Here is a 23,310-nt window from a genome sequence, read left to right as displayed (position 1 = left end):
TGGGGGCGTGGCGCGGAGCATCTACATCACCTCGGCCGAAGGCCATACCGGGAAGTCGACGATCGCCCTCGGGGCGCTCGACGCCCTGATGCGCGTCTCCCCGCGCGTCGGCGTCTTCCGACCCATCGCGCGGTCGGTCGCCGAGCGCGACGAGATCCTCGAGCTGCTGCTCGCGCACGACGGCGTGCAGCTCGACTACGACGACTGCATCGGCGTGACCTACGACGACGTGCGCGCCGACCCCGACGCCGCGCTGGCGACCATCGTCGCGCGGTTCAAGGCGGTCGAGGCGCAGTGCGACGCGGTCGTGATCGTCGGCAGCGACTACACCGACGTCGCGAGCCCCGCGGAGCTCGGGTTCAACGCGCGCATCGCCGCGAACCTCGCCGCGCCCGTGCTGCTCGTGCTGAGCGGCCGCGACCAGCAGCGTCAGGCCGAGCAGCTGGGCACCACCACCGCCCGCACGCCGGCCGCCGTGGGGCAGATCGCCGCTCTCGCGCTGTCCGAGCTCGCCGCGGAACGGGCGGAGCTGTTCGCCGTGGCGGTCAACCGCGCCGACCCTGAGGCGCTGGAGCCGATCGTCGCCGCCGTTCGCGCCGTGCTTCCGGTCGACCGCACCCCGGTGTGGGCGATCCCGGAGGACCGCGCCCTCGTGGCACCGTCCATCCGCGGCATCCTCGCCGCGATCGAGGGCACGCTGCTCGCGGGCGACGAGGAGCGCCTGACCGCGGTCGCCCTGTCGATCGTCGTCGCCGGCATGTCGATGGTGAACGTGCTGCCGCGGATCACGGAGGAGGCCGTGGTGGTGATCCCCGCCGACCGCACGGAGGTCCTCCTGGCCGCCCTGCTCGCCGATTCCTCCGGGACCTTCCCGCGCATCGCCGGCATCGTGCTCAACGGGCCGTTCCCGCTGCCCGCGCCCATCCTGCAGCTTCTCGACGGGTTCGCGTCGTCCGTGCCGATCATCACGACCGACCTGGGCACCTACGACACGGCGGTGCGCGTGATGGGGACGCGCGGACGGATCACGGCCGATGCCCGCGGGCGCTACGAGCGGGCGCTCGGTCTCTTCCAGGCGCACGTCGACATCGCCGAGCTGACCGAGCAGCTCGGGCTCGCCGAGGCCCACGTGGTCACGCCGCTGATGTTCCAGTACGGCCTGATGGAGCGGGCGCGGGCCGACCGTCGCCGGATCGTGCTGCCGGAGGGCGACGACGACCGCATCCTCCGCGCGGCCGCGACGCTGCTCGCGCGAGACGTGGCCGACCTCACGATCCTGGGCGACGAGGCCGCCATCCGCGCGCGGGCCTCCGAGCTCGGCGTCGACATCGCCGACGCGCAGATCCTCAGCCCCACCGACCCCGAACTGGTGCAGCGGTTCGCGGAGGAGTACGCCCGGTTGCGCGCGCACAAGGGCATCACGCTGGAGCGGGCGGCCGACACGGTCACCGACGTGTCGTACTTCGGCACCATGATGGTGCACCTGGGTCTCGCCGACGGCATGGTGTCGGGGGCCGCGCACACGACAGCCCATACGATCCGCCCGTCGTTCGAGATCATCAAGACCAAGCCGGGGGTCGAGGTCGTGTCCAGCGTGTTCCTGATGGCGCTCGCCGACCGCGTCCTGGTGTACGGCGACTGTGCCGTGATCCCCGACCCCACGGCGGAGCAGCTGGCCGACATCGCGATCTCGTCGGCGACGACGGCGCGGCAGTTTGGGATCGACCCGCGCGTCGCGATGCTGTCGTACTCCACGGGGGAGTCCGGCAGCGGCGCCGACGTCGACAAGGTGCGTCAGGCCACGGCGCTCGTGCGGGAGCGCGCGCCGGAGCTGCCCGTGGAGGGCCCGATCCAGTACGACGCCGCCGCCGACGCCGCGGTCGCCAAGGCCAAGCTGCCCGACTCCGCGGTGGCCGGCCGCGCGACGGTCTTCGTGTTCCCCGACCTCAACACGGGCAACAACACCTACAAGGCCGTGCAGCGGTCGGCGGGAGCGGTCGCGATCGGTCCGGTGCTGCAGGGTCTCAACAGGCCGATCAACGACCTGTCGCGCGGGGCGCTCGTGGACGACATCGTCAACACGGTCGCGATCACCGCCATCCAGGCGCAGAGCGCAGAGGGGGAGCGGGCGTGAGCGCGATCCTGGTGATCAACAGCGGATCCTCCTCGCTGAAGTACAGCCTGATCGACGTCGAGCGGGAGGACGAGCTCGCGAGCGGGCTGATCGAGCGCATCGGCCAGGAGTCGAGCCCGGTGGCCCACACCGTCCGCCCGGTCGTGGCCGCCGGCGCGGTGCCGACCATGCTCGATGCGACGTACCGCGAGGAGCGGCCGATCCCCGACCACGCGGCCGCGTTCGAGGTGATGCGCGAGCAGTTCGCGGCGCACGGGCCCTCCCTCGACGCGCACCCGCCGGTCGCCGTCGGGCATCGGGTGGTGCACGGCGGGGCACGCTTCTACGCCCCCACGCTGATCGACGCCGACGTGGAGCGGCAGATCGGCGAGCTGGCCGTCCTCGCCCCGCTGCACAACCCCGCGAACCTCGCCGGGATCCGGGCCGCGCGTGCGGTGTTCGACGCCGTCCCGCACGTGGCGGTGTTCGACACGGCCTTCCACCAGACGCTTCCGCCCGCGGCCTACACCTACGCGATCGACGCGCAGCTCGCCGCCGAGCACCGGGTGCGCCGTTACGGGTTCCACGGCACGAGCCACCAGTACGTGAGCGAGGCCGCGGCCCGCTTCCTCGACCGACCGCTGGGCGAGCTGCGCCAGCTGGTGTTCCACCTCGGCAACGGGGCCTCGGTCACCGCGATCGACGGCGGTCGCTCGGTCGAGACGTCGATGGGGCTCACGCCGCTGGAGGGGCTCGTCATGGGCACGCGGTCGGGCGACCTCGACCCCGCGGCACTCGTGCATCTGTCGCGACGCGCGGGGTACACGATCGACGACCTCGACACGCTGCTGAACACCCGCAGCGGACTCGCGGGGCTGGCGGGGCGCAGCGACATGCGCGACATCCTCGCCGGGGTCGCGGAGGGCGACGAGGCGGCGGTGCTGGCCTTCGACGTGTACGTGCACCGGCTCCGCGCCTATGCGGGGGCGTACATCGCGCAGCTCGGCGGGGTCGACGTGATCTCCTTCACGGCGGGCGTCGGCGAGAACGCGGCCCCGGTGCGGGCGGCGGCCCTGGCGCCCCTGGGCTTCGCGGGCGTCGAGCTCGACCAGGAGCGCAACACCGCCAGGGAGCGCGGGATCCGGGTGATCTCGACCGACGCGTCGCGGGTGACGGTGCTGGTGGTGCCGACCGACGAGGAGCTCCAGATCGCCAGACAGACGGCCGAGCTGCTCTGATCGCGGCTGCGGGGTTACCCCGTGCGTGCCGCCCGCATTACGCTGGCACAGTGGCACGGAGAGGTGCCGATCCGTCCCTCGCCCTTCTCCTGGAGGCCCTGTGCCAGAAGCGCTGCCCGACCTGCTCCTCGCCGATGGAGTGCTGTTCGATCTCGACGGCGTGCTCACGCCGACCGCCGAGGTGCATATGAGGGCGTGGAAGGCCGTCTTCGACGACGTGTTCGCGCGCTGGGGCATCACCCCGCCGTACACCGACGAGGACTACTTCGCGTATGTCGACGGCAAGAAGCGCTATGACGGGGTCGCGAGCCTGCTGCGCAGCCGCAACGTCGAGGTGCCGTGGGGATCGGTCGACGACGACCCCTCGGCCGAGACCGTGTGCGGGATCGGCAACCGCAAGAACGCCGCCTTCGCGGCGTCGCTGCGCGGGCAGGGCATCGCCCCGTTCCCCGGCTCGCTCGCTCTGGTCGAGCGGCTGCACGCGGCCGGTGTGCCGATGGGCGTCGTGTCGAGCTCGAAGAACGCCGAGGAGGTGCTCGCCGCCGCCGGCATCCGCTCGTTCTTCCGCGTCGTGGTCGATGGCGTGGTCGCGGAGCACGACGGCCTGGCCTCCAAGCCCGCGCCGGACATGTTCGCGGCGGGTGCCGTCCGCCTGGGCGTCGACCCCGCCCGCAGCGTCGCGGTCGAGGACGCCACGTCCGGTGCCGCGTCCGCCGCCGCCGCCGGCTATGCGACCGTGATCGGCGTGGATCGCGGCACCGGTACCGACGCGCTGCGCGCCGCCGGCGCCACGCACGTGGTCGACGACCTCGCCGCCCTGCTTCCCGACACCCGCACCGACATCCCGGAGACCGCATGATCGACCGCGACCGCTTCCCCGTCGACCCGTGGCGTCTGATCGAGACGCACTACTCGGAGGAGGGTGTCGGCGAGACGCTGTTCTCGGTCGGCAACGGCTACCTCGGCCTGCGCGGCAACCACATCGAGGGCCGCGGTGCGCACGAGCACGGCACCTTCATCAACGGGCTGCACGAGACCTGGCCGATCCGCCACGCCGAGCAGGCCTACGGCTTCGCCGAGGTGGGGCAGACCATCGTGAACGCGCCGGACGCCAAGGTGATGCGGCTGTACGTCGACGATGAGCCGATCTCGCTCGACGACGCCGACGTGCGCGAGTACGCCCGCACGCTCGACATGCGCACGGGCGTGCTGGAGCGTCGCGTGGTGTGGGAGACGCCGTCGGGCAAGCGGGTCCGCATGCGGGATCAGCGGCTGGTGAGCTTCGAGGAGCGTCACCTCGCGGTGCTGCGCCTCGAGGTCGTGGTGGAGAACGCGGATGCGCCCGTCACGATCAGCTGCCAGCTGCTGAACCGCCAGGACGGCGCCGGTGTTTACGCGGGGACGCCGATCGGAGCCAAGAGCGGCGCGGGCTTCGACCCGCGCAAGGCGGAGCGCATCGCCGACCGGGTGCTGGAGCCCGCGGAGCACTGGCAGGACGGGCTGCGCTCGGCGCTGTCGTACCGGGTCGCGGCGTCGGGCATGACCGTCGCGGTGGTGGCCGATCACATCGTCGAGACCGAGAACCAGTACAACGCCAGGACTCTGTGCGAGCCGGATATCGCGAAGAACGTGTTCCGGGTGCAGGCCAAGGCGGGCGTGCCGATCACCATCACGAAGCTCGTCAGCTACCACACCTCGCGGGGCGTGCCGACGCGGGAGCTGGTCGACCGGTGCCGTCGTTCGCTCGACCGCGCGACCGATGAGGGCGTGGAGTCGGTGTTCCGGCGGCAGCGCGAATGGCTCGACGCGTTCTGGGAGCGCAGCGACGTGCAGATCGGCGGGCGTGACGACCTGCAGCAGGCCACCCGCTGGTGCCTGTTCCAGCTCGCGCAGGCTTCGGCGCGCGCGGACGGGGCCGGCGTCCCGGCGAAGGGCCTCACGGGCTCGGGCTACAGCGGCCACTACTTCTGGGACACCGAGATCTACGTGCTCCCGTTCCTGACCTACACGACCCCGCGGTGGGCGTACAACGCGCTGCGCGCCAGGGTGAAGATGCTTCCCGCCGCCCGTCGGCGGGCGGCGCAGCTCAACGAGGCGGGCGCGCTGTTCCCGTGGCGCACGATCAACGGCGAGGAGGCGTCGGCGTACTACGCGGCCGGCACGGCGCAGTACCACATCAACGCCGACATCAGCTTCGCGCTGGGCAAGTACGTGCGCGCGACGGGCGACGAGGCGTTCCTGCGCCGCGAGGGTGCCGACATCGCGATCGAGACGGCGCGGCTGTGGGCGACGCTCGGATTCTGGCGCGGTGCGCGGCTGGTCGAGCAGTCGGACGCGGGTGACGGCCTGCAGACGTTCCACATCCACGGCGTCACGGGGCCGGACGAGTACACGACGGTCGTGAACGACAACCTGTACACGAACGTCATGGCGCGCTACAACCTCCGCTACGCGGCCAAGGTGGTGCGCGAGATCCGCGACAGCTACCCCGAGGACTACGCGGCACTGGTCGAGCGCACGGGGCTGGGGTCGGGCGAGGCGGAGTCGTGGGAGCGGGCGGCCGAGGCCATGTACATCCCGTACAGCGAGAGCCTGGGCATCCACCCGCAGGACTCGCTGTTCCTGGAGCGCGAGGTGTGGGATCTGGCGAACACGCCGGCGGATCAGCGGCCGCTGCTGCTGCACTTCCACCCGCTGGTCATCTACCGGTTCCAGGTGCTGAAGCAGGCCGACGTGGTGCTGGCGCTGTTCCTGCAGGGCAACCACTTCACGCCGGAGGAGAAGAAGGCCGACTTCGACTACTACGACCCGCTGACCACGGGCGACTCGACGCTGTCGGCCGTGGTGCAGTCGATCCTGGCCGCGGAGGTGGGGTACCAGGATCTGGCGCAGAAGTACTTCGAGCAGTCGCTGTTCGTCGACCTGCACGACCTGCACCACAATGCGTCGGACGGCGTGCACGTGGCCTCGGCCGGCGGGGTGTGGACGGCGCTGGTGTGCGGCTTCGGCGGCATGCGCGACTACGCGGGCGACCTGAGCTTCGACCCGCGGCTCCCGGCGGGGTGGCCGTCGCTGTCGTTCCCGCTGCAGTGGCAGGGCTCGGCGCTCACCGTGACGGTCACGCGCGAGGAGCTGCGGGTCGAGGTGCGCAGCGGCCCTCCGGTGCCCTTCAGCGTGCGTGACACCGCGTACTTCGCGACGCTGGAGGACCCGGCGGTGGTGCGGCTGGCCGACCAGGGGCCCGTGATCGCCGGGCGGCCGACGCTGCGGGAGTTCGCCGATGCGCGGCGCGACGACGGCACGCGCCTGTCGGCCTCGGTGCCGGTGATCACGACCGCGATTCCGGTCGTCGAGCCGATCGACTGAGCCGGGCCGCGCCTCCTCCGTCGAGGAGGGGGCGCGACCCGCCGAACGTCGGTGGCACGCCGTAGGCTGGGGTGGTGACCACAGCCCTCTACCGCCGCTACCGCCCCGAGACGTTCGGCGAGATGATCGGGCAGTCGCAGGTGACCGATCCGCTCATGACGGCGCTGCGCGGAGACCGCGTGGGTCACGCCTACCTCTTCTCCGGTCCCCGCGGCTGCGGCAAGACCACGTCGGCCCGCATCCTGGCGCGCTGCTTGAACTGCGCCGAGGGTCCGACCGACACCCCGTGCGGCACGTGCCCGAGCTGCGTGGAGCTGTCCCGCGCGGGCGGCGGGTCGCTCGACGTGGTGGAGATCGACGCGGCGAGCCACAACGGCGTCGACGATGCCCGCGACCTGCGCGAACGGGCGACCTTCGCCCCGAGCCGTGACCGCTACAAGATCTTCATCCTCGACGAGGCGCACATGGTCACGCCGCAGGGGTTCAACGCGCTCCTGAAGCTGGTGGAGGAGCCGCCGGAGCACGTGAAGTTCATCTTCGCGACCACCGAGCCCGAGAAGGTCCTCGGCACCATCCGCTCGCGCACGCACCACTACCCGTTCCGGCTCGTGCCGCCCGCCGCGATGCTCGAGTACGTCGAGAAGCTGTGCGCCGAGGAGGGCGTGGTCGTCGAGCAGGGCGTGCTGCCGCTCGTCGTGCGTGCGGGCGGCGGCAGTCCCCGCGACACGCTGTCGCTGCTCGACCAGCTGATCGCCGGGTCCGACTCCCCGGCCGGGTCGGAGACGGTCACCGTGGGCTACGCGCGCGCCGTGGCACTGCTCGGCTACACGCACGGGGCGCTGCTCGACGAGATCGTCGATGCGCTCGCCGCGGGCGATGCCGCCGCGGCCTTCCCCGCGATCGACCGCGTGGTGCAGACCGGGCAGGATCCGCGGCGCTTCGTCGACGACCTGCTCGAACGCCTGCGCGACCTGATCGTGATCGCCGCCGTGGGCTCGGGGGCGTCCGCGGTGCTGCGCGGCATCGCGGAGGACGAGCTCGACCGCATGCGCCGCCAGGCCGAGGCGTTCGGGGCGCTCCGGCTCTCGCGCACGGCCGACGTCGTGAGCGCGGCCCTCGACGACATGTCCGGCGCCACGTCGCCCCGCCTCCACCTCGAGCTCATGGTCGCGAGAGTGCTGGCGGAGGCCTCGGGCGCTGGCGCTGCTCCCGGCACCGCGTCGTCCGCGGTCGGGGGATCGGCCCCCGCGCCGGCTGCGGCTCCCGCGTCGGCCGCGGCCGCAGCACCGTCTGCCGTGCCACCCGCACCGGCCATGGCGCAGGCGTCTGTCGCGCCGGGAACGTCGGCGACGCCCACCTCGTCCGGGGCTCCCGCTGCACCCTCACCGGGCCCGGCGCCGTCCGCTGCTCCCGCTGTGCCGACGCCCGCCTCGACCGTGGCACCGGCCGCGTCGGCTCCCGCAGCGCCCGCGTCCTCCGCGGCGAATGAGGCGGTGTCGTCCGATCGGGCCTCCGATCCCGCGAGCCCCGATCGCTCCACCTCCACCTCCGCCTCCACCTCCACCTCCGCCTCCGGGGGCTCCGACGCCGGAGGCTCGGCCGCCGCCGACGACACCGCGTCGGCGCCGTCCGTGTCTTCGCCGCCCCCCGCCGGCCCGGTCACGTTCGACCGCATCCGCGCGGCGTGGCCGGCGGTGCTCACCCGGCTCGAGGGCATCAGCCGCACGTCGTGGCTGCTCGCCACCGCGGTGCAGCCGCTCGCGTACGACACCGACTCCGAGGTGCTCACGCTCGGGTTCACGAGCCAGCACGACGTGGCGAAGTTCAAGGGCACCACGCCCGGCTCCGGTCCGTCCGACCACCTGCGCTCCGCGATCGAGCAGGAGGTCGGCGTCCGGGTGAAGTATCTGCCGGCGCCGATGCCGCAGGGGGGAGCGCCGCGCCAGCCCGCATCCTCCGGGTCCAGCGCCCCCGCCGACGCCGCACCCGCATCGGAGCCTGCCTCAGCGGCGCGAGCCCGCCCGCAGGTCCGCAGCGACTCCGCCGCGCCCGTGACCGAGTGGGCCGTGGCCGCGATCCCCACCGCGGAGCCGGTGGCCGCCGCCGCCCCGGCGCTCGCGGTCGACGAGGAGCCCGAAGAGGTCGAGGCCGCCTCGTCCGCGCCCGCTCCACCGGCCGACGGTGCCGTGGACCGCGACGAGCCGCCGCTGCCCGGAGACGACGAGGCGCCCGCCTTCGACGACGAGCCGCCCTACGACCCGTCGTACGAGCCGGCGTACGAGCCGCGATCCCCGTCCGCCCCACCAGCGGCGCGCCCCACCGCGCAGCCGTCCAGGGCCGCCGCACCGTCGGTCGCCACCCCGCCCGTCGTGGTCGAGCGCACCCCCGCCGCCGGGGGCGTGCAGCGCTACGGTGAGGCCGTGATCCGCCAGGTGCTCGGAGCGACGTTCCTTCGCGAAGAGCCCTACGAGCCCCCCACGAGGTTCTCCTGATGTACGACGGCATCGTCCAAGAGCTGATCGACGAGTTCGGCCGGCTTCCCGGCATCGGGCCCAAGTCCGCGCAGCGCATCGCGTTCCACATCCTGCAGACGCCCACGTTCGACGTGGCACGGCTGGCCGAGCTGCTCACCGAGATCCGCGTGCGCGTGCGCTTCTGCGAGATCTGCGGCAACGTCGCGGAGCAGGAGCGGTGCGCGATCTGCCGCGATCCCCGTCGCAATCAGGCGCTCATCTGCGTGGTCGAGGATGCGAAAGACGTGGCGGCGATCGAGCGCACGCGTGAGTTCCGTGGCCTGTACCACGTGCTCGGCGGCGCCATCAGCCCGATCGCGGGCATCGGACCGGACGATCTGCGCATCGCACAGTTGATGACGCGCCTCGCCGACGGCACGGTGCAGGAGGTCATCATCGCCACGAACCCCAACCTGGAGGGCGAGGCGACCGCGAGCTATCTGAGCCGGCTGCTGACCACGATGCAGATCACGGTGTCGCGCCTGGCGTCGGGGCTGCCCGTGGGCGGCGACCTCGAGTACGCCGACGAGGTCACGCTCGGTCGTGCCTTCGAGGGGCGGCGCGTGCTGTGACCCCGCACTCCGGCTTCACGCGCCGGGGCTGGCTGCTCTTCGGAGTCATGGCCCTGCTGTGGGGCGTGCCCTATCTGTTCATCAGCATCGCGGTGGAGTCGATCTCCCCGCCGGCGATCGTCGCGGGCCGCACGCTGATCGCGGCGCTGCTGCTGCTGCCGTTCGCGCTGCGCAGCGGAGCCCTGCGCGCGGCGCTCCGGCACTGGCCCTGGGTGCTCGCGTTCGGCGCTGTCGAGATGGCCGGGCCCTTCGTGCTCCTCGGTCACGCGGAGATGACGCTGCCGTCGGGGATGACGGGGCTCCTGGTCGCGACGGTTCCGCTGTTCGCGGCGCTGATCGCGCTCGGAGGCGGCGACCGCGGCGTGCTGCGCCCCGCCCGGGGCATCGGTCTGCTCGTGGGTTTCGTCGGCGTCGCGATCGTGGTGGCCGGCCCCGGTCTGTTCGGCGGCGACGTGAGTCTGCTGGCGGCGGGTGAGGTCCTGCTGGTCGCGGTGCTCTACGCGATCGCGCCCTTCATCGTGGCGCGAAAGCTGGCCGACGTCCCGTCGCTGGGCACCATCACGCTGTCCCTGCTGATGGTCGGCCTCGTCTATCTGCCGATCGGTCTCCTCACACAGCACGAGGTGCCGACGCTGCCCTCGCTCGGGGCGCTGCTCGCCCTGGCGGTGATCTGCACGGCGCTGGCGTTCCTGGCGTTCTTCGCCCTCATCCGGGAGGTGGGGCCGGTGCGCGCTCCGCTGTTCACGTACGTCAACCCGGTGGTCGCGATCGTGCTGGGCGCGATCGTCCTGTCCGAGCCGCTCACGCCGGGTCTGCTGATCGGCTTCCCGCTGATCATCGTCGGCTGCTGGTTCGCCGCGACCGGCGGCCGGCTGCGCCCCGTGCCGCCGCCGTCCTCCACCCCGGCCCCGCCCCTCGCCCTCTAGCGCCCGCGCCCTGCGGTGAGTCGCGCAACCGGTGAAGGGTCCGCGTCCGTCACATGCGCGGTCGGGCATGTGCGCGATCCGTAGAATGAGCGTGGGCGGATCCGCCCGTCATCCCCGGGAGTGAACGTGGCCCTCATCGTGCAGAAGTACGGCGGCTCGTCCGTCGCGAACGCAGAGAGCATCAAGCGCGTCGCCAAGCGCATCGTCGACACCCGTCGTGCGGGCCACGACGTGGTGGTCGCGGTCAGCGCGATGGGCGACACGACCGACGAGCTGCTCGACCTCGCCAATGAGGTGGCGCCGATCCCGGCACCGCGCGAGCTCGACATGCTGCTGTCCAGCGGTGAGCGCATCTCGATGGCGCTGCTGGCGATGGCGATCCACTCGATGGGCTTCGAGGCGCGGTCCTTCACGGGCAGCCAGGCCGGGATGATCACGGACTCGCAGCACGGCGCCGCGCGCATCGTCGACGTCACGCCGGTGCGGCTCCGTGAGGCGCTCGACGAGGGCGCGATCGTGATCGTCGCCGGGTTCCAGGGCTTCAACCGCGACACCCGCGACATCACCACGCTCGGCCGTGGCGGCTCCGACACCACGGCCGTGGCCCTGGCGGCAGCGCTCGACGCCGACGTCTGCGAGATCTACAGCGACGTCGACGGCATCTTCACCGCGGACCCGCGGGTGATCCCGAGGGCGCAGAAGCTCGACCACGTGTCGAGCGAGGAGATGCTCGAGCTCGCGGCGAACGGTGCGAAGGTGCTCTACATCCGCGCGGTCGAGTACGCACGCCGTCACGGTGTCCTGATCCACGCCCGGTCGACCTTCTCGTCGGCCGAGGGCACGTACGTTCTGGGCGAGGGCATGAAGAACCCTCGCGAAGCCGAGGGAGCAGCCATGGAAGAGCCCATCGTCGCCGGAGTCGCCACGGACTTCAGCCAGGCCAAGATCACGGTCGCGGGCGTGCCCGACGTTCCTGGCAAGGCGGCCGACATCTTCAAGATCGTCGCGAAGTCGGGCGCGAACGTCGACATGATCGTGCAGAACGTGTCGGCCGCGTCCACCGGACGCACCGACATCTCGTTCACGGTGCCGAAGGCCGATGCCACCGCAGCCCTGAAGGCCCTCGCGGGTGAGCAGGCCGAGGTCGGCTTCCTGAACCTGGTGCACGACGACCAGATCGGCAAGCTCTCGGTCGTCGGTGCGGGCATGCGCACGCACTCGGGTGTGTCGGCGACGCTGTTCGAGGCGCTGTCGGAGGGCGGCATCAACATCGAGATGATCTCCACGTCGGAGATCCGCATCTCGGTGGTCCTGCGCGCCGACGACCTGGCCGAGGCGGCCCGCACCGTGCACACCGCCTACGGGCTGGACGGCGAGGCCGAGGCGACGGTCCACGCGGGCACCGGTCGCTGATCCTGCCATCGGCCGTCCGGATCCTGCCGACGTCGTCACGGCGCCGTCACGCGGGCGGTCGGCCGCTGTCGGCACGGTAGACTCACCGAAACCCTGACACCGGCGCCAGGCGTGGCCTCCGCATCCCGTCGCCGCGCCCGAAGCCTCGTACGCCGTACCGCACGAAGCCGAGGAACCTCATGACCCGCATCTCCGATTCAGGACTCTCCGTCGCCATCGTCGGCGCCACCGGCCAGGTGGGCACCGTGATGCGCGAGATTCTCGCGGAGCGGTCGTTCCCGATCCGCGAGCTGCGCCTGTTCTCGTCGTCGCGATCCGCGGGCACCGCGATCGAGTTCGGCGGCGCGACCGTGATCGTGGAAGACGTGGAGACGACGGACCCCGCGGGCATCGACATCGCCCTGTTCTCCGCCGGCGCGACCGCGAGCCGTGCCTACGCGCCGCGGTTCGCCGAGGCGGGCGCGGTCGTGGTCGACAACTCGAGCGCGTGGCGGATGGACCCCGAGGTCCCGCTCGTGGTGAGCGAGGTCAACCCGCACGCGATCGACGCCCGTCCGAAGGGCATCATCGCCAACCCGAACTGCACCACGATGGCGGCCATGCCGGTGCTCAAGGCGCTCGACGCCGAGGCCGGGCTCGAACGGCTCATCGTCTCGACGTATCAGGCGGTCTCCGGCTCCGGTCTCGCCGGCGCCCAGGAGCTGCTGGGCCAGGTCGAGGGCGTGCTGGCTCAGGGCAACACCCTGGAGCTGGTGCACGACGGTTCTGCCGTCGACTTCCCGGAGCCTGAGAAGTACGTGGCACCGATCGCGTTCGACGTCATCCCGTTCGCGGGCAACCTCGTCGACGACGGTGACAACGAGACCGACGAGGAGAAGAAGCTCCGCAACGAGAGCCGCAAGATCCTCGAGCTCCCGGGTCTGCGCGTGGCGGGGACGTGCGTGCGGGTGCCGGTGTTCACGGGTCACTCCCTCTCGATCAACGTCGAGTTCGCGCGGGACATCACGCCCGAGCGCGCGCGCGAGGTCCTGAGCGCGGCCCCCGGGGTCGTGCTCGATGAGGTGCCGACGCCCCTGCAGGCCGCGGGCAAGGACCCGAGTTTCGTCGGTCGCATCCGCGCCGACCAGTCCGCGCCGGAGGGCAAGGGGCTCGTGCTGTTCCTCAGCAACGACAACCTCCGCAAGGGCGCCGCGTTGAACGCGGTGCAGATCGCCGAGGTGCTCGCGGAGCGCCTCGCCCCCGTGCGCTGACCCGGGGCGCGGGACCGTCCCGCCCACGGGGACAGCGGGACCTGACGTCATCGCATATCGGCATGCTCAAGGATCGAACCGCTCGGCAGGTAACGTGTTAGCCGGCCGAGGTCGCCGCTCCGCGCATCCGCGGGTCCCGACGGAGACCTCCTAGCCGGGCCGTCCCGATCGGGGCGGCTCCTGGTCGCCCCTCCGCGGGGGCGCAGGCGCCGGGGCGCGTGCGCGCGGAGGGGCGTGGATTCTGGGGGTAGGACGAATGGGTCTCGATCGGAGATCACGGGGGGCACGATTCCGTCGTGCCCTGGCGACGGCGGCCGCGGTGACGGCGACCATCGCGGGCTCGCTGGTGGTCGGGGGTGCGCCGGCGTCTGCGGCGGCGGCTCCCGATGGCCTGACGCAGGAGACGGCCGCAGCGTCGTGCTGGGAGGTGAAGCAGAACGATCCGACCGCGCCGGACGGCGTGTACTGGCTGGTGACTCCGCGGCTCGTGGCGCCACAGCAGTTCTATTGCGATCAGACCACCGGCGGAGGCGGATGGGTGCTCATCGGCCGCGGCCGCGAGGGGTGGAAGGAGGGCTACAACGGTGTGGGAACACCCGAGCAGGTCCGCGACACCCCGGCGGGCACTGCGGCGTTCGCGCCCGCGCAGCTGTCGTCGAAGACGATCGACGGGTTGCTCGACGGCGGTCGCGTCGACGCGCTGCAGGAGGGCGTGCGTGTCCGTCGCGCGCTCGACACGGCGGGTTCGGCGTGGCAGGAGGTGCGCTTCTCCTTCGCCAACCGCGACCGCTGGGTGTGGACGATGGGCGGCGGGCACGTCCTCACGTCGTTCTCCTTCAAGAACCCGGGGGAGCGGTCGAAGACCACCGGCAGCGGCGGGACGTCGGCCGTGTTCGGCGTCGACACCGGCACCAAGCGCGTCCGCTTCGAGGAGGGCGATCTGCCGTACCGCTTCCGCAACGGCTGGTCGTTCGGGGCGCAGGTGTCGGGGAACGAAGACCCGTCGTCGTACCTGTGGGCTCCGGCGGGCACGAGGGGCAAGGCGCGCCCCTTCGCCCAGGTGTTCCTTCAGCCGAAGCTCATGACCAGAGACCTCGACTACGGCACGATCGGGTCCCAGGGTGCTCCGGCCATCACGCAGTCCGCCATTCCCAACAGCAACGCCATGACCACCACGTGGGGTGTCGCCGGGCTCGCCAACGGGCTGTCCGGGGAGGCGAACACCGAGGTGGCGTCCTTCGGCGAGGCGGGCGGCAACGTGTTCGTCGGCGGGAACTTCGCCACGGTCCAGCAGTCGGAGGCGGGCGCCGGTCAGGTGGCGCAGCCCTACCTCGCCGCGTTCGCCCTCGGCACGGGCGCGTGGGTCTCGTCGTTCAGGCCCGTCCTGAACGGGCAGGTGAAGGCGATCGCCGGTCTTCCCGACGGGCGGGTCGCCATCGGCGGCCAGTTCTCGACGGTGAACGGCGTTCCGCAGGCCGCGATCGCCTTCCTCGACCCGGCGACCGGGCAGCTGTCCGGTCCGCAGGTCGTCGCCGAGCATCGGGCGGCGGGGGCGGTGCCGTACGTGCGGGACTTCGACGTGCAGGGGGACTACCTGTATGTCGCCGGTTCGTTCACCCACCTTCGGGCGGCCTCGTCGACCGTCAGCGCGAGCGCGTGGGACGGGGGCCGGATCGACCTCACGACCGGACGGCCGGACACGGCCTGGAATGCCAACCTCAATGGCACGAGCATGTCCGTGGACGCGTCGGCGGCCGGCGATCGTGCGTACTTCGCCGGCTACTTCACGATGCAGGGGGCGATCACGACCACCAGCGCCGCGGCCCTGCAGACCACGGCGGGTGCCGCCGGTGTCACGCCGCACTGGACGCCGACGTTCAGCAGGCCGATGTACGACGCCGCGGGGAACCCCACGGGGTGGGTCTATCAGAACGCGGTGACCGAGACGGGCGGTCGACTGTGGCTCGGCGGATCCCAGCACTCCCTGTTCTCCTACGACCGCACCGACTTCCGCCCGATCAGTGGAAACGTCACGCTGAAGGGCGGCGACTTCCAGACGATCGCCCAGAACGCGGACTCGACCCTCATCGCCGCCGGGTGTCACTGCGGTGATTGGGTGTATGAAGACGCCTACACGAACCCGGAGACGCCGACGACTGCCTCGGAGATCGACGATATGTCGTTGATCGGCGTCTGGGACGCGGTGACGGGTCGACACGTCTACGAGTTCGCGCCCGATCTTCAGGCGCGCGAGGGGCACGGCGCCTGGGCCTCGTTCTTCGACAGCACGGGTGTGCTGTGGGCGGGTGGCGACATCACCCGCTCGGTCCGTGCGGGTGGTTCCCGGCAATGGTCCGGTGGTTTCGTGCGGTTCGCTCCGAGGGACTCCGTCGCCCCCGCCGTGCCGACGGGCCTCACGGTCACCCCGGCCGGCGGGGCGACGACGTTGACGTGGAACCGCATCTCGGATTCGAGCTCGGTCACCTACGAGGTGCTGCGCGGCAACCGCGTGATCGCGTCGACGACGGCGGCGAGCTACACGGCGCCGGCGTCGTCGGAGGCTGCGACGTACTACGTCCGGGCGCGGGATGCGGCGGGCAACCGCTCCGCGACCACGGCGGGTGTCGCCGCGGCTGCCGACGCCGCTGCTCCGGCCCCCGCTCCCGCTCCGGTCGCGCCCGACGAGGCCGTCACCCCGGACGCAGCCGTGCAGCCCGGGCAGCCGTCGACGGACACGTTCATCGCCAACGGTGCGACGTGGTCGTGGCGGTACTCCGCCGATCCGCTCCCCGCGGACTGGAACACGGTGGAGTTCGACGCGTCCGCCTGGCACACGGGCCCCGCGGTGCTGGCGCGCGGGGTCGCCGGTGCGGCGACGGACATCGACCCGGACGACCTCGCGGTCAAACCGCAGAGCGCGCATTTCCGGACCGCCTTCACGGTCGACGACCTGACGGGTCTGCACGACGGAACCGTGTCGGTGATCGCGGATGACGGGGTGGCCGTCTACCTCAACGGCGTGGAGATCGGGCGGTCGAATCTTCCGGCCGATGCGACCCTCCGCCAGACGACGTTCGCGTCGTCCTCGGTGGCACCCGGCAAGGCGGCGGCCAGTCGCGCGTCCTTCACGGTGCCGGTGTCGCTGCTCCGGCCGGGCGTCAACGTCATGTCGGCGGAGGTGCACGAGAACAATCCGGGCAGTGCCACCATGAGCTTCGACCTGACGTACACCGCTCTGCGCAACTGAGAACGGACGACGCCGAGCCCGCTCCCGCCGCACGGGGGAGCGGGCTCCGGCGTGCCCGAGCGGGGTCGCCCGGCGGACGATCGGCCCCGAGCCACGCCCTAGACTGGTCGGGTGACTGAAAACGTCGATGTCGTGCTGATCGGTGGTGGCATCATGAGCGCCACCCTGGGTACTCTGCTGCACGAGCTGCAGCCGGAGTGGAAGATCGTCGCCTTCGAGCGGCTGTCCGACGTGGCGCAGGAGAGCTCCAATCCCTGGAACAACGCGGGCACCGGGCACGCCGCGCTCTGCGAGCTCAACTACATGCCGCAGCAGGGCGATGCTCCGCTCGACCCCGCGAAGGCTGTGTCGATCAACGAGCAGTTCCAGCAGAGCCGGCAGTTCTGGTCGTCGCTCGTCGAGAAGGGTGTGCTGGACGCGCCGTCGACGTTCATCAACGCGACCCCGCACATGACGTTCGTGCGCGGCGAGAAAGACGTGGCGTACCTCAGGAACCGCTACGAGGTGCTCAAGGAGCAGCCGCTGTTCGCGAGCATCGAGTACAGCGAGGACTCCCGCGTCATCAACACCTGGGCGCCGCTGCTGATGCAGAAGCGACGCAAGGGCGAGCCCTTCGCCGCCACCCGGGTGCCCGCGGGCACCGACGTCGACTTCGGTGCCCTGACGCACCAGCTGTTCGATCACCTCCGCAAGTCCGGCGTCTCGGTGCGCACGAACCACGAGGTGAAGTCTCTCAAGCGCCAGAAGGACGGCACCTGGCTCCTCAACTACCGCACCACGGTGGGGCGCACGCCCAACCAGATCAAGGCGAAGTTCGTGTTCGTCGGGGCGGGCGGCTGGGCGCTCAAGCTGCTCCAGCGGTCGGGCATCCCGGAGATCAAGGGCTACGGCGTCTTCCCGATCGGTGGGCAGTTCCTCAAGACCACGAACCCGAAGATCGTCGCTCAGCACAAGGCGAAGGTGTACTCGCAGGCGTCCGTCGGTGCGCCGCCGATGTCGGTGCCGCACCTCGACACCCGCGTGGTCGACGGCGAGGCGTCGCTGATGTTCGGCCCGTTCGCGACCTTCAGCCCGAAGTTCCTCAAGAACGGCTCCATGCTCGACATCGTGACGCAGGTGCGCGCGCACAACCTGTGGCCGATGCTGCGGGTGGCGTTCGCGAACCCCGATCTGATCACCTACCTGATCAGCGAGCTGATGAAGAACCACCGCAAGAAGGTCGACAGCCTGCGCACGTTCATGCCCACCGCGAAGGACGAGGACTGGACGCTCATCAACGCCGGTCAGCGCGCGCAGGTCATGAAGAAGGATGCGAAGAAGGGCGGCGTGCTGCAGTTCGGCACCGAGGTGGTCGCCGCCGGCGACGGCTCGATCGCGGGGCTGCTCGGCGCCTCTCCGGGGGCTTCCACGGCCGTGCCGATCATGCTCGATCTGCTCAAGAAGTGCTTCCCGGGCGAGTTCCCCGCGTGGGAGCCGCGGCTGCGCGAGCTGATCCCGACCTTCGGCCAGAAGCTCAACGCCGATCCGGCGCTCGCGGAGGAGTCCACGGCGGCGACCGCCGCCGCCCTCGGCATCAACGCCTGAGACCGGACCGTGGCGAAGCTCTACTTCCGCTACGGCGCGATGAACTCGGGCAAGTCGACCGCCCTGCTGCAGGCTGCCTACAACTATGAGGAGCGGGGCCAGCACGTGCTGCTCGCCAAGCCCGCGATCGACACCAAGGGCGCGGCGGAGATCGAGAGCCGCCTCGGCGTCACGCGGCAGGTGGACTTCCTGATCGGGCCGGAGGACGACGCGCGGGCGCTGTTCGCAGAGCATCGTACGCGCATGCGGCGCTCCACCGAGGAGGAGCTGCTGCCGACGGCCCCGATCGACGTGGCGTGCCTGCTGGTAGACGAGGCGCAGTTCCTCACGGCCTCCCAGATCGACGACCTGTTCCGCGTCGCGGTGGAAGACGGCATCCCCGTGATGGCCTACGGCATCCGCAACGACTTCCTCACCCACGCGTTCCCCGGCTCCGCGCGGCTGCTGGCGATCGCGCACTCGCTGGAGGAGCTCAAGACCATCTGCCGCTGCGGGCGCAAGGCGGTGTTCAACGGCCGCGTCGTCGGCGGCCGCTTCGTGTTCGACGGAGATCAGGTCGCGATCGACGAGGGCGCGGACGGCTCCGCGTCGCCCGAGCTCACCACCTACGAGTCGCTGTGCGGCACCTGCTACCTGGAGGAGTCGGGCGGGCGCCTGGGGTGACCTGATCGCTCTCGCTGCCGCCCGTCTCCTCGCGAGGCGGGCGGCTTTGCGTGGTCTGACCACACGGGGTACGCTGTGGTCAGACCACAGGAGGCGGGATGGCGGAGGAGCAGCCGGCGCGAGCGTGGCGACTCGTGCTCGAGCACATCGAGCGCGACCTCCTCGACGGACGCCTCGGCCCCGGCGACCGGCTGCCGTCGGAGCGCGACCTGGCGAGCGACCTGGGTGTCGGACGCTCCAGCGTGCGCGAAGCCTTCCGCGTGCTCGAGGTGCTCGGCCTCATCCGCACCGCGACCGGATCGGGTCCGCAGGCGGGAGCGATCGTGATCGCGACGCCGACCGGGGGCATGTCCGCGCTGCTGCGGCTGCAGGTCGCGGCGCAGGGCTTCCCGCTCGACGATGTGGTGCGCACCCGCCTGGTGCTGGAGGACGCGGTCGTCGCGGCCCTGGCGTCCGGAGGCGGCGGCGACACCGCGAAGGCCCACGAGCTGCTGCACGCGATGGACGCCGCGGGCTTGACCCCGTCCGAGTTCCTCGCCCTGGACGCCCAGCTGCACCTGTCGCTCGCCGAGGGCAGTGGCAACACCGTCATCGCCGCGATGATGGCGGGGCTGCGGTCGTCGATCGAGTCGTATGTGCGCGCCGGAGCCGCCGCGATCCCCGACTGGGACACGATGGCGACGCGGCTGCGCGCCGAGCACCACGCCCTCGTCGCCGCGATCGACGCGGGCGATGCCGAGGCCGCCCGCGCGCTGGTCCGCGCCCACATCACCGGCTACTACACGTCCGCGGGGCTCACCCGCGACATCCACCCCCACGACTGAGAGGCACGCCATGGTCCAGCGCCAGCTCCCCAACCCCGCCGAGCTGTTGGAGCTCATGAAGTTCAAGAAGCCCGAGCTCGACGGCCGCAAGCGCCGGCTCGACGCGGCTCTCACGATCGACGACCTCCGTACGATCGCGAAGCGCCGCACGCCCAAGGCGGCGTTCGACTACACCGATGGCGCGGCGGAGGGCGAGCTGTCGCTGAGCCGCGCCCGCCAGGCGTTCCAGGACGTGGAGTTCCACCCCGGCATCCTCAAGCCCGCGCCGGATGTCGACACGACGGTCGAGATCCTCGGTGGGCCGTCCGCGCTGCCGTTCGGCATCGCTCCGACCGGGTTCACGCGGCTCATGCAGACCGAGGGGGAGGTCGCCGGTGCCGGCGCTGCGGCCGCGGCGGGCATCCCGTTCACGCTGTCCACGCTCGGCACGACCTCGATCGAGGGGGTCAAGGCCGCGAACCCGCACGGGCGCAACTGGTTCCAGCTCTACGTCATGCGCGACCGCGAGATCTCGTACGAGCTGGCACGCCGTGCCGCCGCCGCGGGCTTCGACACGCTGCAGTTCACGGTGGACACCCCGGTCGCCGGTGCCCGGCTGCGCGACAAGCGCAACGGCTTCAGCATCCCGCCGCAGCTCACGCTCGGCACGATCATCAACGCGATCCCGCGACCCTGGTGGTGGTTCGACTTCCTGACCACGCCCAAGCTGGAGTTCGCGTCGCTGAGCTCCACCGGCGGCACGGTCGGCGAGCTGCTCGACGCCGCGATGGACCCCACGATCAGCTATGACGATCTCGCGGTGATCCGTGATATCTGGCCCGGTCGCATCGTGATCAAGGGCGTGCAGAACGTCGAGGACTCTGTGCGACTGCGCGACGCCGGAGTCGACGGCATCGTGCTGTCGAACCACGGCGGTCGTCAGCTCGACCGCGCGCCGATCCCGTTCCATCTGCTGCCCCAGGTGCGCCGGGCCGTGGGCGACGACTTCACCGTCATGATCGACACCGGCATCATGAACGGCGCCGACATCGTGGCCTCGGTCGCGCTCGGGGCGGACTTCACGCTGATCGGCCGCGCGTACCTCTACGGCCTGATGGCGGGCGGCCGCCAGGGCGTCGACCGGACGATCGCGATCCTGCGCAGTGAGATCGAGCGGACCATGCGTCTCCTCGGCGTCGCGTCGCTGGCGGAGCTCGAGCCGGCCCACGTCACGCAGCTGACGCGTCTGGTGCCTGTCGCGCGCGACGCCGCGGGGGCCGTCGTCCGCTGACGTCGCCGTGCCGGGTTCCGCTACGACTGCGGGGCCACGGCGCGGCGCCGCGGTGGCCACGGCACGAGCATCGACGTGGTCTGCCGGTAGTCGGCGTATGCGGGGTACTTCGACGCGGTGATCGACTCCGTGAAGATGGTCGAGCCGAGGAACAGCACCGTCAGGAGCGCGGCGCCGACGATCGTGGGGTTCAGCACGCCCCCGAGCACCCCGGCCCCCGCGGTGGCGGCCGCGGTCGCGCCCAGCGCGTAGAACGCCCACCACTGCGCCTGTTCGAAGAAGAAGTTGGGGTGTCGGCTGTAGCGGAACAGCCCGGTCGTCGCGAAGCCGGGCGCGAGGTCACCGCCAGCCTGCTTCTTGCGCTGGTGGAAGTTCCACTGCTGCTGGTCGGCGACCGTCTCGCCGACCAGGAACCCGAGGAACGCGATCGTGAACAACGCGTCCCACCCGGTCAACGCGGTGGGGTGCTGGGCGGCCAGCCATGCCGGAAGGGTGATCAACACGAGCAGGGTCATCTGGTACCCGATGATGAACAGCAGATTGAACACCTGGAACTGCCACGGGCGCATCCGCTTCCGCAGGATCGCCCAGCGGTAGTCCTCCATGCCGGTGTAGCCGCCCTTGCGGGCGAAGTTGAACGTGAGCCGCGCACCCCAGGCCGTCACCAGGATCCCCATCAGCACGATGCGCGCTGATCCGGCGTCGGCGGTGAAGGCGCCGGCCACGAAGATCCAGACATAGACGACGGGGACGATCGACCACGCGCGGTCGACCCACGACGTGTCACGGGTGATCAGCGACAGGATCCAGCACACGAGGCTGGCCAGCGCTGCGACGAGGACGACGATCTGCAGGGCATCCATGACGCCATGCTAGAGCCAAGCCAGGCCGGGCGTCCGGCACCGGCCGCCGCCTCAGACGCGCGACGTGAGGGTGGGCAGCAGGGCCTCGAGGCGGGTGGCGGTGTCCTCCCAGCCCTCGACGGCGATCGACGGGACCCCGATCGCGAGGACCGGGTAGTCGTTGCCGCCCTCGTCGAGCCGGTCGCCGTAGAACAGCATCGCGTCCAACGGGATGCCCGTGTGCGCGGAGAGCTGCCTCATGCCGAACGCCTTGTCGATCCCGGCGCGGGTGATGTCGATCGAGGTGGAGCCCCCCGAGCGCACCTCGAGCCCGGGGAGTCGGGCGGCGACCGCGTCGCGCAGGGCCGCGCGCTTGCTGCCGGACGGATCCCACGCGTGCTTGGCCTCCCGCGGAGCCCGCTGCCCGAGCGCGGAGAACGTGATCTGCGAGCCGCGGTCCTCCAGGATGTCGCCCCAGGGATCGGTCTCCCACAGGCCGAGCCGCTCCGCCTCCTCGCGGAGGGCCGTGAGAGCAGACGCCTTCTCGTCGTCGCTCAGGTCGTGCGCGTACACCGGCGCGAAGTCGGCGCCGTCGTGGCGCAGGTAGCGGGTGCCGCAGGTCGGCAGCAGGTGCAGCCGGGCGAGAGCTGCGGCGTCGGCATCGGCGAGCTGGGCGATCACCTGCGTGCGGAACTGCGGCTCGTTGCCCCCGGAGATGATGGCGACGTCGACGCTGCGGAGAAGTTCGCGCAGGAGGCCGGAGATCCGCGGGTCGATCGGGCCCTTGGAGGGGGCGAGGGTGTCATCGAGGTCGAAGGCGACGAGTGCGGGCGAGGTCATGATGCCTCCAGCCTAGGAGGTCGCAGCCGTGAAGAGCGTGGAGCTGCGAGCAGCGTGCACAGGAGGGCGAGGGCCACGCCCAGGGTGGCCCCGGTGGAGTTGGCCAGCACGTCGTTCATCGTCGCATCGCGGTGGGGCAGGGCGAGGTGCTGCGCGGTCTCGATCGCGAGAGAAAGTGCCGGTCCGACCAGCAGCGACAGCAGCCACACACGGCGGGGGAGGAGCAGGAACGCGAGGACGCCGAGGGGCACGAAGACCGCGATGTTCGACAGAACTTCCAGCCGCGTGAACGTCAGTGCGGTCCAGCCGAGCCGGTGGGTGAGCGACACGATCACGTCGAGCAGATTCGGGACCGCATGCTCGACCCGGGACGGCGTGAGCGTGAGCAGGGCGAGCCCCGCGAGGAACGGGACGCCGAGGGCGAGCGCCCAGATGCGGGTGGCGCGACGCGGCGGAGGCAGGAGCGTCCCCATGCGGTCCCCTTTCGCACGCTCTCCGATACAGAGAAGGCCGCCCGTGGGGGCGGCCTTCCGGTGTCACTGGTCGGGGTGACAGGATTTGAACCTGCGACCTCTTCGTCCCGAACGAAGCGCGCTACCAAGCTGCGCCACACCCCGTTTGCAACCCTCCGAGTCTACAGGGAAATCCC

The 23,310-nt window shown here is 71.3% G+C and carries 17 protein-coding genes and 1 tRNA gene; 14 read left to right on the top strand and 4 right to left on the bottom strand.

What is annotated here, in order from left to right; all coding sequences use genetic code 11:
- Positions 1-7: 7 nt before the first annotated feature.
- The 14 genes from pta (at position 8) to ACFWCH_RS00550 (ending at position 20,979) form a co-directional block, all read left to right on the top strand.
- Complete coding sequence (gene pta, locus ACFWCH_RS00615) at positions 8-2,134, top strand: phosphate acetyltransferase (RefSeq protein WP_378802677.1); 2,127 nt, start codon at positions 8-10, stop codon at positions 2,132-2,134.
- A complete protein-coding gene (locus ACFWCH_RS00610; protein ID WP_378802676.1) occupies positions 2,131-3,351 on the top strand; it encodes an acetate/propionate family kinase in 1,221 nt (406 codons plus the stop codon). Before pta ends, ACFWCH_RS00610 begins: the two co-directional genes overlap by 4 nt.
- Positions 3,352-3,451: 100 nt before the next feature.
- Entirely contained in the window at positions 3,452-4,210 is a 759-nt protein-coding gene (locus ACFWCH_RS00605; RefSeq protein ID WP_378802675.1) for a beta-phosphoglucomutase family hydrolase, read from the top strand.
- Positions 4,207-6,717: a glycoside hydrolase family 65 protein gene (locus ACFWCH_RS00600; RefSeq protein ID WP_136034891.1), complete on the top strand. Its 2,511-nt coding sequence runs from the start codon at positions 4,207-4,209 to the stop codon at positions 6,715-6,717. The genes ACFWCH_RS00605 and ACFWCH_RS00600 overlap by 4 nt, the downstream gene beginning before the upstream one ends.
- A 74-nt stretch (positions 6,718-6,791) precedes the next feature.
- Positions 6,792-9,209: a DNA polymerase III subunit gamma and tau gene (locus ACFWCH_RS00595; protein WP_378802674.1), complete on the top strand. Its 2,418-nt coding sequence runs from the start codon at positions 6,792-6,794 to the stop codon at positions 9,207-9,209.
- On the top strand, positions 9,209-9,802 hold the full coding sequence (recR, locus tag ACFWCH_RS00590) for a recombination mediator RecR (RefSeq protein WP_136032137.1): 594 nt from the start codon (positions 9,209-9,211) through the stop codon (positions 9,800-9,802). Before ACFWCH_RS00595 ends, recR begins: the two co-directional genes overlap by 1 nt.
- Positions 9,799-10,728: a DMT family transporter gene (locus tag ACFWCH_RS00585; protein WP_378802673.1), complete on the top strand. Its 930-nt coding sequence runs from the start codon at positions 9,799-9,801 to the stop codon at positions 10,726-10,728. Before recR ends, ACFWCH_RS00585 begins: the two co-directional genes overlap by 4 nt.
- 126 nt (positions 10,729-10,854) lie before the next feature.
- On the top strand, positions 10,855-12,141 hold the full coding sequence (locus ACFWCH_RS00580) for an aspartate kinase (protein WP_136032141.1): 1,287 nt from the start codon (positions 10,855-10,857) through the stop codon (positions 12,139-12,141).
- Between the two features lie 179 nt (positions 12,142-12,320).
- Entirely contained in the window at positions 12,321-13,391 is a 1,071-nt protein-coding gene (locus ACFWCH_RS00575) for an aspartate-semialdehyde dehydrogenase (RefSeq protein ID WP_378802672.1), read from the top strand.
- A gap of 319 nt (positions 13,392-13,710) precedes the next feature.
- Positions 13,711-16,638, top strand: coding sequence for a fibrinogen-like YCDxxxxGGGW domain-containing protein (locus ACFWCH_RS00570; protein ID WP_378802671.1), 2,928 nt, complete (start codon positions 13,711-13,713; stop codon positions 16,636-16,638).
- Positions 16,639-16,791: 153 nt separating this feature from the next.
- On the top strand, positions 16,792-18,222 hold the full coding sequence (gene mqo, locus ACFWCH_RS00565; RefSeq protein WP_378803831.1) for a malate dehydrogenase (quinone): 1,431 nt from the start codon (positions 16,792-16,794) through the stop codon (positions 18,220-18,222).
- 9 nt (positions 18,223-18,231) lie between these two features.
- The gene (locus ACFWCH_RS00560) at positions 18,232-18,885 is read left to right on the top strand and encodes a thymidine kinase (protein ID WP_136032149.1); all 654 of its coding nucleotides are present in this window, start codon (positions 18,232-18,234) and stop codon (positions 18,883-18,885) included.
- 98 nt (positions 18,886-18,983) lie between these two features.
- Complete coding sequence (locus tag ACFWCH_RS00555) at positions 18,984-19,709, top strand: FadR/GntR family transcriptional regulator (protein WP_136036894.1); 726 nt, start codon at positions 18,984-18,986, stop codon at positions 19,707-19,709.
- Between the two features lie 10 nt (positions 19,710-19,719).
- Positions 19,720-20,979, top strand: coding sequence for an alpha-hydroxy-acid oxidizing protein (locus ACFWCH_RS00550; RefSeq protein WP_378802670.1), 1,260 nt, complete (start codon positions 19,720-19,722; stop codon positions 20,977-20,979).
- A 20-nt stretch (positions 20,980-20,999) separates the two neighbouring features.
- Here ACFWCH_RS00550 and ACFWCH_RS00545 read toward each other — a convergent pair whose 3' ends face one another.
- The 4 genes from ACFWCH_RS00545 to ACFWCH_RS00530 all read right to left on the bottom strand — a co-directional run bounded on the left by ACFWCH_RS00545 (position 21,000) and on the right by ACFWCH_RS00530 (position 23,278).
- Positions 21,000-21,842, bottom strand: coding sequence for a DUF1295 domain-containing protein (locus tag ACFWCH_RS00545; RefSeq protein ID WP_206252934.1), 843 nt, complete (start codon positions 21,840-21,842; stop codon positions 21,000-21,002).
- A 51-nt stretch (positions 21,843-21,893) separates the two neighbouring features.
- The gene (locus tag ACFWCH_RS00540; protein ID WP_136032156.1) at positions 21,894-22,661 is read right to left on the bottom strand and encodes an HAD-IIB family hydrolase; all 768 of its coding nucleotides are present in this window, start codon (positions 22,659-22,661) and stop codon (positions 21,894-21,896) included.
- Entirely contained in the window at positions 22,658-23,134 is a 477-nt protein-coding gene (locus ACFWCH_RS00535; RefSeq protein ID WP_206252936.1) for a VanZ family protein, read from the bottom strand. Before ACFWCH_RS00535 ends, ACFWCH_RS00540 begins: the two co-directional genes overlap by 4 nt.
- 67 nt (positions 23,135-23,201) lie before the next feature.
- Positions 23,202-23,278 (bottom strand) — tRNA-Pro (locus ACFWCH_RS00530).
- Positions 23,279-23,310 lie beyond the last annotated feature (32 nt).

The organism is Microbacterium sp. NPDC060132, assembly GCF_042729675.1.
GTDB classification, from domain to species: Bacteria; Actinomycetota; Actinomycetes; order Actinomycetales; family Microbacteriaceae; genus Microbacterium; species Microbacterium sufflavum.
The sequence above is the reverse complement of the archived record's forward strand: the minus strand, read 5'-3'. Positions and strand labels throughout refer to the sequence as shown.